Below are 7,247 nucleotides of genomic sequence, written 5' to 3' on the forward strand. Positions count from 1 at the left end.
AGGCATGCCTCGGGCGGGTTGGGCAGGACGCCCAACCCCGGTCTTGCCGTGTGCGCAGGACAGCGCACACGAGCAAGGCGCCATCGAGCTTACAGGGATGTACTTGCAGCGTGTCCCGCCACCCCACCTCGGCCCGACCCAGTACGTAGCACCAACGAGCCGACCAACCCGCCGTTGCTGTTGCTGTTGCTGTTGCTGTTGATCTGAAAGCAGTCGCGGCCGCAGGCCGCGCGGAAACCTCACAGATGCCGCAGTTCCTGCTTCAGCGTCGCCACGCAGCGGCGGCTGACTTCCAGCGGTTGCTTGCCATGGCGCAGCATCGCCTGCACCTGGCCGCCCGTGCCACGACGCAGCTCCACCAGCTCATGGCGTGCCACCAGGCAGTTGCGATGGATGCGGATGAAGCGGCTGGCGAACTCCTCTTCCAGCGACTTCAGTGACTCTTCGATCAAGTCTTCTCCACGTGCGTGGTGCACCACCACGTACTTCTCTTCGGCCTGCAGGTAGTGGATGTCGTCCAGCGGGATCAGCCGCAGGCTGCCGCGCAGGCGTGCGCACAGCATGCTCCGTGCCTGTTGCCCACGATGGTCCTGCGGCTGGCCATCACGGCCGGCCAGGAACGTGCGTGCGCGTGCAATCGCCGCCGCCAGGCGTTCGGCGCGCACTGGTTTCATCAGATAGTCGATCGCCGCAGCCTCGAACGCCGACAGCGCATGCGCATCGTAGGCGGTGCAGAACACCACCGCCGGCCGGGGTTCGAAGCTGGCCAGATGACGGGCCGCTTCCAGGCCATCCAGCCCGGGCATGGCGATATCCAGCAGGACCAGGTCCGGCTGCAGCTCCGCGCACGCGTGCAGGGCCTGCTCGCCGTTACCGGCCTCGGCCACCACGACCACGCCGTCCTGCGCGGACAACAGGCTGCGCAGGCGCTCGCGCGCCAGCGGTTCGTCATCGGCGATGACTACCCTCACGATCGCTCCCTCACTGGATCGGCACTGTCACCTGGCAGGCATAGTAGCCCTCGCTCCAGCCAGCCGTCATCCGCGCGGCGCTGCCGAAACGCCAGGCCAGCCGATGGCCGATGCTGTGCTGGGCATGGCCGGCACCGCGCGCCAGGGCCAGTCCGGGCGCCTGCGGGTCGGGCGCCGGGTTGCGCACGCGGATCTGCAGCTCGTTGCCCTCGCGCACCAGCTGCAGCTCGATGGTGCCGCCCTCGGGCAGCCGCGAGATGCCATGCAGCACGGCGTTCTCCACCAGCGGCTGCAGTACCAGGCGAGGCAGGGGAAGATTCCAGGGCAGCGGCTCATCGCGCTGCCAGCGCACCTGCAGACGCTCGCCCAGGCGCAGTGATTCAATCGACAGGTAGCGCTCGGCCAGCTCGCATTCGTCACGCAGGGTGGAATCGCCCTCGCCCGCCCCCAGCGCCGCACGGAACAGATCGGACAGGTCCAGCACCGCACGCTCGGCCACCGCCGGATCGCGATGCAGCAGGCTGGCGATCAGGTTCATGCTGTTGAACAGGAAATGGGGGCGGATCCGCGCCTGCAGCGCATCGGCCTGTGCGCGTGCGTTGGCCTGCACCTGCGCGGCCCAGCGGTCACTCACATAGAAATAGCGCAGGGCCAGCGCGGTGATCAGCGCGGTGGTGGCCGCGCTGCCCAGCGTGAAGCGCCAGAAGCTGATGCCGCGGGCGAAGTTGTCGCCCAGCACCGCGTACAGCGCATGCACGATGCCGGCGCAGATCACCGCGATCAGTGTCGCCAGTGCGATGGCCGCCACAGCCCCCAGCACCTGCGGCAGCCTCGACAGCGCCTGCCGCAGCAGGCACAGGCTGGCGGTCACCGCCAGCGCAAGCCACAACGCGAAGCCGCTGGCCGACAGCAATTCGCCGAAGGTCCAGTGACGGCTACCGTCGGGCGCCAGCGCCAGTACCACCACCACCAGCTCGGCCAGGCCGAGCATCGCCGCCAGCCGCGGCAGGCGGCACAGTTCCGGCATCCACGGCGGGGCGCTGGCCGGTGACATGGCTCAGGCAGCGCCCAGGCGTTCCTGCAACCAGTCACCCAGCGCCTGGATTTCTTCGGCGCAGACCTGGTGGGCCATCGGATAGCTGTGCCACTCCACCTCCAGGCCCATCGCCTGCAGGGCCTGCGCGCTGTGTACGGCCACCGCCTGCGGAATCACCGGGTCGCTGCTGCCATGGGCCATGAACACCGGCACCTGCACCGCACCGTCAGCGCGCTTGGCGCTCTCGGCCTCGGGCAGGTAGGTGGACAGTGCAATCAGGCCGGCCAGTGGCGCCGTGCGTGACAGTGCGGCGGTCAGGATGATCGCGCCACCCTGCGAGAAACCGGCCAGGAAGATCTTCTCCGGAGCGATGCCGCGCTCGATCTCACGCGCGATCAGCGCATCCAGCTGCAGTACCGAGTCCTGCACGCCGGCCATGTCGGCGCGCGAGCGGAAATCCATGCCGACGATGTCGTACCAGCCGCGCATCGGCACGCCGTTGTTGATCGTGATCGGCCGCACCGGCGCATGCGGGAACACGAAGCGCAGCGCTGGCCAGTGCGGACGCACCAGCTCCGGCACGATCGGCGCGAAATCGTGACCGTCGGCGCCAAGGCCGTGCAGCCAGATCACCGACCACTGCGGCGAGGCGCCGGTTTCCTGTTCCACCGTTTGCAGCATGATGTGGCTCCTTCAAGTTCGAGCCGCATTATGCCGCTGCCGCAGGGCGATCAGTACAGCGGCGGTTGTTCGGCCGCTTCCCGGCGCAGCTGTGCAGCGCGTACCAGCACCGGCGGCGGGATGTTCTCTTCGGGGATATCGAGCAGGCCAAGCCGATGCAGGAAGGTACCCGGCCCGCGCGATGACGTCAGCGCCACCACCGGGACCGCCAGCACCATGCCGATCACCACCGGCGCCATCCACGCGGCCAGCGACGGCGATACGGCCCAGGCCAGCACGCCCATGAAGGCACCGAATACGCCGAGGCCGCCATAGCCGCGGATCAGCGCCAGCCACGAGATACCACCGTCGTCACGCTGCTGCGCGTCCCAGCCGGAATCGCGCCCGGACAGCACTTCGGCGACGCCGCGCGACTGCACGTACATCACCACCGGCGCCATCAGCGCGGCCAGTACGGTTTCCACCAGCATCGAAACGAACGCGCGGATCGCGCCACCACAGCCACGACGGTCGACCGGCTCCAGAAGCATTGCCAGGTACCCCAGCACCTTGGGCAGCAGCAGCACGGCCATGGTGGCAGCGAACAGGCGAACCACCTGTTCTTCGTCCTGTGCGCGCCAGTAAACGCTGGGCGACAGGTGCAGCAGGGCGTTGAAATCAATGCCTTCCTGGAACAATGGAATGGCGATGCCGATCAGCATCAGCATCGCCCACATCGGCGCGGTGAAGTAATGGCCGATGCCGATCAGCATGTGCGTGCGGCTGATCCAGTGCAGGCCACGGCTGCCGACCACCTTGCCGTGTTGCAGGTTGCCCTGGCACCAGCGGCGGTCGCGCACCAGCAGGTCAGTCAGTGTCGGAGGGCCTTCCTCATAGCTGCCACCCAGGTAGGGCACCATGTGCGCGGCCCAGCCACCACGCCGCATCAGCGCCGCTTCGACGAAGTCATGGCTGAGCACATGGCCGCCGAACGGCTTGCGTCCTGGTAGCGCTGGCAGGCCGGCGTGGTCTGCGAAGGCGCGGGTGCGGATGATGGCATTGTGGCCCCAATAGTTGCTCTCGGCGCCATGCCACCAGGCCACGCCACGCGCAATCACCGGCCCGTACACGCGGCCACCGAACTGCTGCATGCGCGCGAACAGGGTACGGCCACCGATCACCGACGGCAGGGTCTGGATCAGGCCGACGTCGGCGTTGTGTTCCATGCCGGCCACCAGGCGCACGATGCTGTCGCCGGTCATCAGGCTGTCGGCGTCCAGGATCAGCATCTGCGGGTAGGCGCCGCCGAAGCGGCGCACCCAGTCGGCGATGTTGCCGGCCTTGCGCCCGCTGTTGTCGCCACGGCGGCGGTAGAACAGCCGCACCCGGCCATCAGGTACACGCTCGCGCAGTTCGGCAAACACCTGTTCCTCGGCACCGGCGATGTCCTCGCGGCGGGTGTCGCTGAGCACGAAGAAGTCGAAGCGGTCGAGCTGGCCGGTGGCCGCCACCGACTCGTAGATCGCCTGCAGGCCCGCCAGCAGGCGGCGCGGGTCTTCGTTGTAGGTTGGCATCAGCAGCGCGGTGCGGCTGTGTACCGTAGGCAGCGGCTTGTCCGGATCGATGCCCAGCCGGTAACCCCGGTCGAACACCGCCGTCAGGAAGCCGGCCACGGCACTGGCGAACGACAGCGCAATCCAGGCGAACAGGCCGACGAACAGCACCAGCAGGCAGGCTTCAAGCACGCTGATGCCGTTGGCCGACAGCACCCGCCACATCATCCGGGTAGCGATGGCGGTCATCGCCAGCGTGCCGCCGAAGATGTAGAACCGGCGCAGGCCGATCAGCCGCGGCGAGGTGCGGTGGCGTCGAACCTTCAGATGGCCCTCGCGCAGGGTCTGCTCGGGCATCTGCAACGGCGATTCCACCGGCAGCAGCGCCCAGCCGGCATCAAGCCGGGGCGTACCCGCTTCCGCATGGATGGTCTGCACCCCCATTGCCGCCTACTCCGCGCGGTCGGCACGGCCGGCCATCCCGGCCGGGCTGCATGCACCAAGGTTCCCGGCGCGCTTTCCCGGCGCCCGCACTTGTCCTGGCTGCGTCGGCCTCACGCCGCGCAGTCGCTGTCTGTCACTACCGGAACCCACACGATCTCCAACAGGGCGGAATCGAAAATGCGGCCCAGTCTAGGGCGCCGGATGTAAGCCGGGTGCGAAGGCCTACGCCGGGATTTATCCCCATTCAGCAAGCAGCAGGCGAGTCTGGCAGCCAGGTATCGGATGTCACCTCGTCGCCTCCTGTACTGGATCGTAACAAATGCGAACGGTTATCATTTCATGAACCAGGCAGGTTGCCGTCGTCCGCACGGTCAAAACCCACCCAGCTGCGCCGGTTCCAGCCCCGGCGCCGTACGACCCATGGAAGGGAGCTGCCCGCTGTCTGCGTGCGCCTGCTGCCTCCATCGGGTCTCCCTCCTCCGATGGAAGCCATCATGCCCCTGTCCCGTTCCCGTCCCGCGCGCCCGCCGCGCACCCGCTTGGCCAGCGCCCTGGCCGCCGCCTGCCTGCTTGGCCTGCCCGGCATGGCTGCCGCAGAGGCCAGCGCCGATGCCTCCACCACGAATCTGGATACCGTGGTGGTTACCGCCTCGGGCAACCAGCAATGGATCAAGGATGCCCCGGCCAGCATCAGCGTAATCAGCCGCGAGGACATCGAACGTCAGCCGGTGCACGACCTGGCCACCCTGCTCAGCCGTGTGCCGGGCGTGACCGGTGGCCTCAGCGCGGTCGGCGAGCAGTCCAAGATCAAGCTGCGCGGCATGCCGTCGAACTACACGCTGGTGCTGGTGGACGGCAAGCGCATGGGCAGCTCGGCGTCGACCAACTACCGCCCCGACCTCGGCCGTCAGGATCTGAACTGGATCTCGCCGGAGCAGATCGAACGCATCGAAGTGGTGCGCGGGCCGATGTCGTCGCTGTATGGCTCCGATGCCATGGGCGGGGTGATCAACATCATCACCAAGGGCATCGGTGATGACTGGAGCGGCAGCGCCACCCACAGCTACACCCGCCCCGCTGACGGCAAGCGCGGCGATACCCAGCAGATCGGCGCAACGTTCTCCGGCCCGCTCGGCGAGCGCTTTGGCCTGCGCATCGGCGCCAACAGCATGCGCCGCGATTCGGACCGCTCCAACGGCGGTGTCTACGGCAATGCCTATGCGGGCGAGAAGGACCGCAATGTCGACGCGCTGCTGCAGTGGAACCTGAGCGACGCACAGGCGCTGTCGCTGGAAGCCGGCCATGGCGTGCAGCAGGCCTTCATCGATGCGTCGCTGGAAAAGCAGGATGAAAGCGCGTGGGGTGCCAGTGAGCTCAAGCGCAGCTCGCTGGCGCTCAACCACGATGGCAAGTGGAGCTTCGGCAATTCGAAGATCAGTGCGTACTGGACCGAGTACAGGAACAACATCGGTGCTACCGGCCGTTCCGAAGCAACAGATACGATCATCGAGGGCAACCTGACCACGCCGTTCACCCTCGGCGTTGAACACCAGTTTGCCGTGGGCGGCCAGTGGAAGCGCCAGGAACTGACCAACACCGACACCATCGGCCGCGCGCCGATCGACTATGCCGGCAATGCCGTCAGCGGTTCCGATCTGGAAGTGGATACCTGGGCCCTGTTCGTAGAAGACGAACTGAAGCTGCACCGCACCCTGGCACTGACCCTGGGCGCGCGCCTGGACCACCATGAGAAGTTCGGTGGCCACGTCAGCCCGCGCGCCTACCTGGTCTGGCATCCGGCCGAGCAATGGACCATCCGCGGTGGCGTTTCCAAGGGCTTCCGCGCGCCCAGCCTGACCGAGAACTCGCCCAGCGCCGCCACCCAGTCCGGGGGCCGTGGCTGCACCTCGCTGATCCCGCTGGGCTATACCCGCGGCGGCTGCTACATGGCCGGAAACCCGGACCTGGACCCGGAAACCAGCACCAACCGCGAGATCGGCATCAGCTTTGACAACGACCTGGTCGATGCCGGCCTGACCTACTTCCACACCGACTTCAGGAACAAGATCGAGTACGCACCGCTGGGCAGGTTCAACGGCATCTGGTGGACACGGATGAGCAACGTGCAGCGCGCACGCACCAGCGGCATGGAAGGCAACCTCAATTTCCGCTTCGGCGAGCACTGGCGCTGGCGCACCTCGGCAACCTGGATGAAGGAAGCCAGGAACCTGACTACCGGCCGCAACCTGATCGATACGCCGGAATTCTCCGGCTATTCGTCGCTGGACTGGACGCCCAACACGGTGTTTTCCAGCAGCCTGTCGGCGCAGTACACCGGCAGGCAGACCGGCACGGCGACGACCTTCCTCAAGGCCTACACGCTGTATGACCTGACCGCAGCGCTTAACGTCAACGAGGTGCTGACCCTGCGCGGTGGCATCAGCAACCTGGCCGACAAGACGCTGTATGCCGAAGGCTCCACCGACTACTTCGTCGCTGGGCGCAGCTACTTCCTCAGCATGACCGCACGGTTCTGAGCCCCGCGCGCGCCGTGATCGCGCTATTGCTGCCCCGACCGTTGCC

The 7,247-nt window shown here is 67.2% G+C and carries 5 protein-coding genes; 1 reads left to right on the top strand and 4 read right to left on the bottom strand.

Annotation, left to right across the window (positions count from 1 at the left end; translation table 11 throughout):
* Positions 1-239 precede the first annotated feature (239 nt).
* The 4 genes from O0J15_RS19835 to mdoH are packed head-to-tail and all read right to left on the bottom strand — an operon-like array spanning position 240 to position 4,664.
* Positions 240-971, bottom strand: a complete 732-nt coding sequence (locus O0J15_RS19835) for a LytTR family DNA-binding domain-containing protein (RefSeq protein ID WP_019660745.1) — start codon at positions 969-971, stop codon at positions 240-242.
* Positions 972-981: 10 nt separating this feature from the next.
* On the bottom strand, positions 982-2,025 hold the full coding sequence (locus O0J15_RS19840) for a sensor histidine kinase (protein ID WP_019660746.1): 1,044 nt from the start codon (positions 2,023-2,025) through the stop codon (positions 982-984).
* Between the two features lie 3 nt (positions 2,026-2,028).
* Positions 2,029-2,688, bottom strand: a complete 660-nt coding sequence (locus O0J15_RS19845; RefSeq protein WP_019660747.1) for an alpha/beta hydrolase — start codon at positions 2,686-2,688, stop codon at positions 2,029-2,031.
* A gap of 50 nt (positions 2,689-2,738) precedes the next feature.
* Entirely contained in the window at positions 2,739-4,664 is a 1,926-nt protein-coding gene (gene mdoH, locus O0J15_RS19850; RefSeq protein WP_155030164.1) for a glucans biosynthesis glucosyltransferase MdoH, read from the bottom strand.
* A 494-nt stretch (positions 4,665-5,158) separates the two neighbouring features.
* Here mdoH and O0J15_RS19855 point away from each other — a divergent pair, with 494 nt between their 5' ends.
* Positions 5,159-7,201 (top strand): TonB-dependent receptor, encoded by a 2,043-nt coding sequence (locus tag O0J15_RS19855; protein ID WP_308306162.1) that lies wholly within the window; start codon positions 5,159-5,161, stop codon positions 7,199-7,201.
* Positions 7,202-7,247: the final 46 nt, after the last annotated feature.

It is taken from the genome of Stenotrophomonas sp. Sm10, from assembly GCF_030985515.1.
In the GTDB taxonomy this organism is placed as follows: Bacteria; Pseudomonadota; Gammaproteobacteria; order Xanthomonadales; family Xanthomonadaceae; genus Stenotrophomonas; species Stenotrophomonas hibiscicola.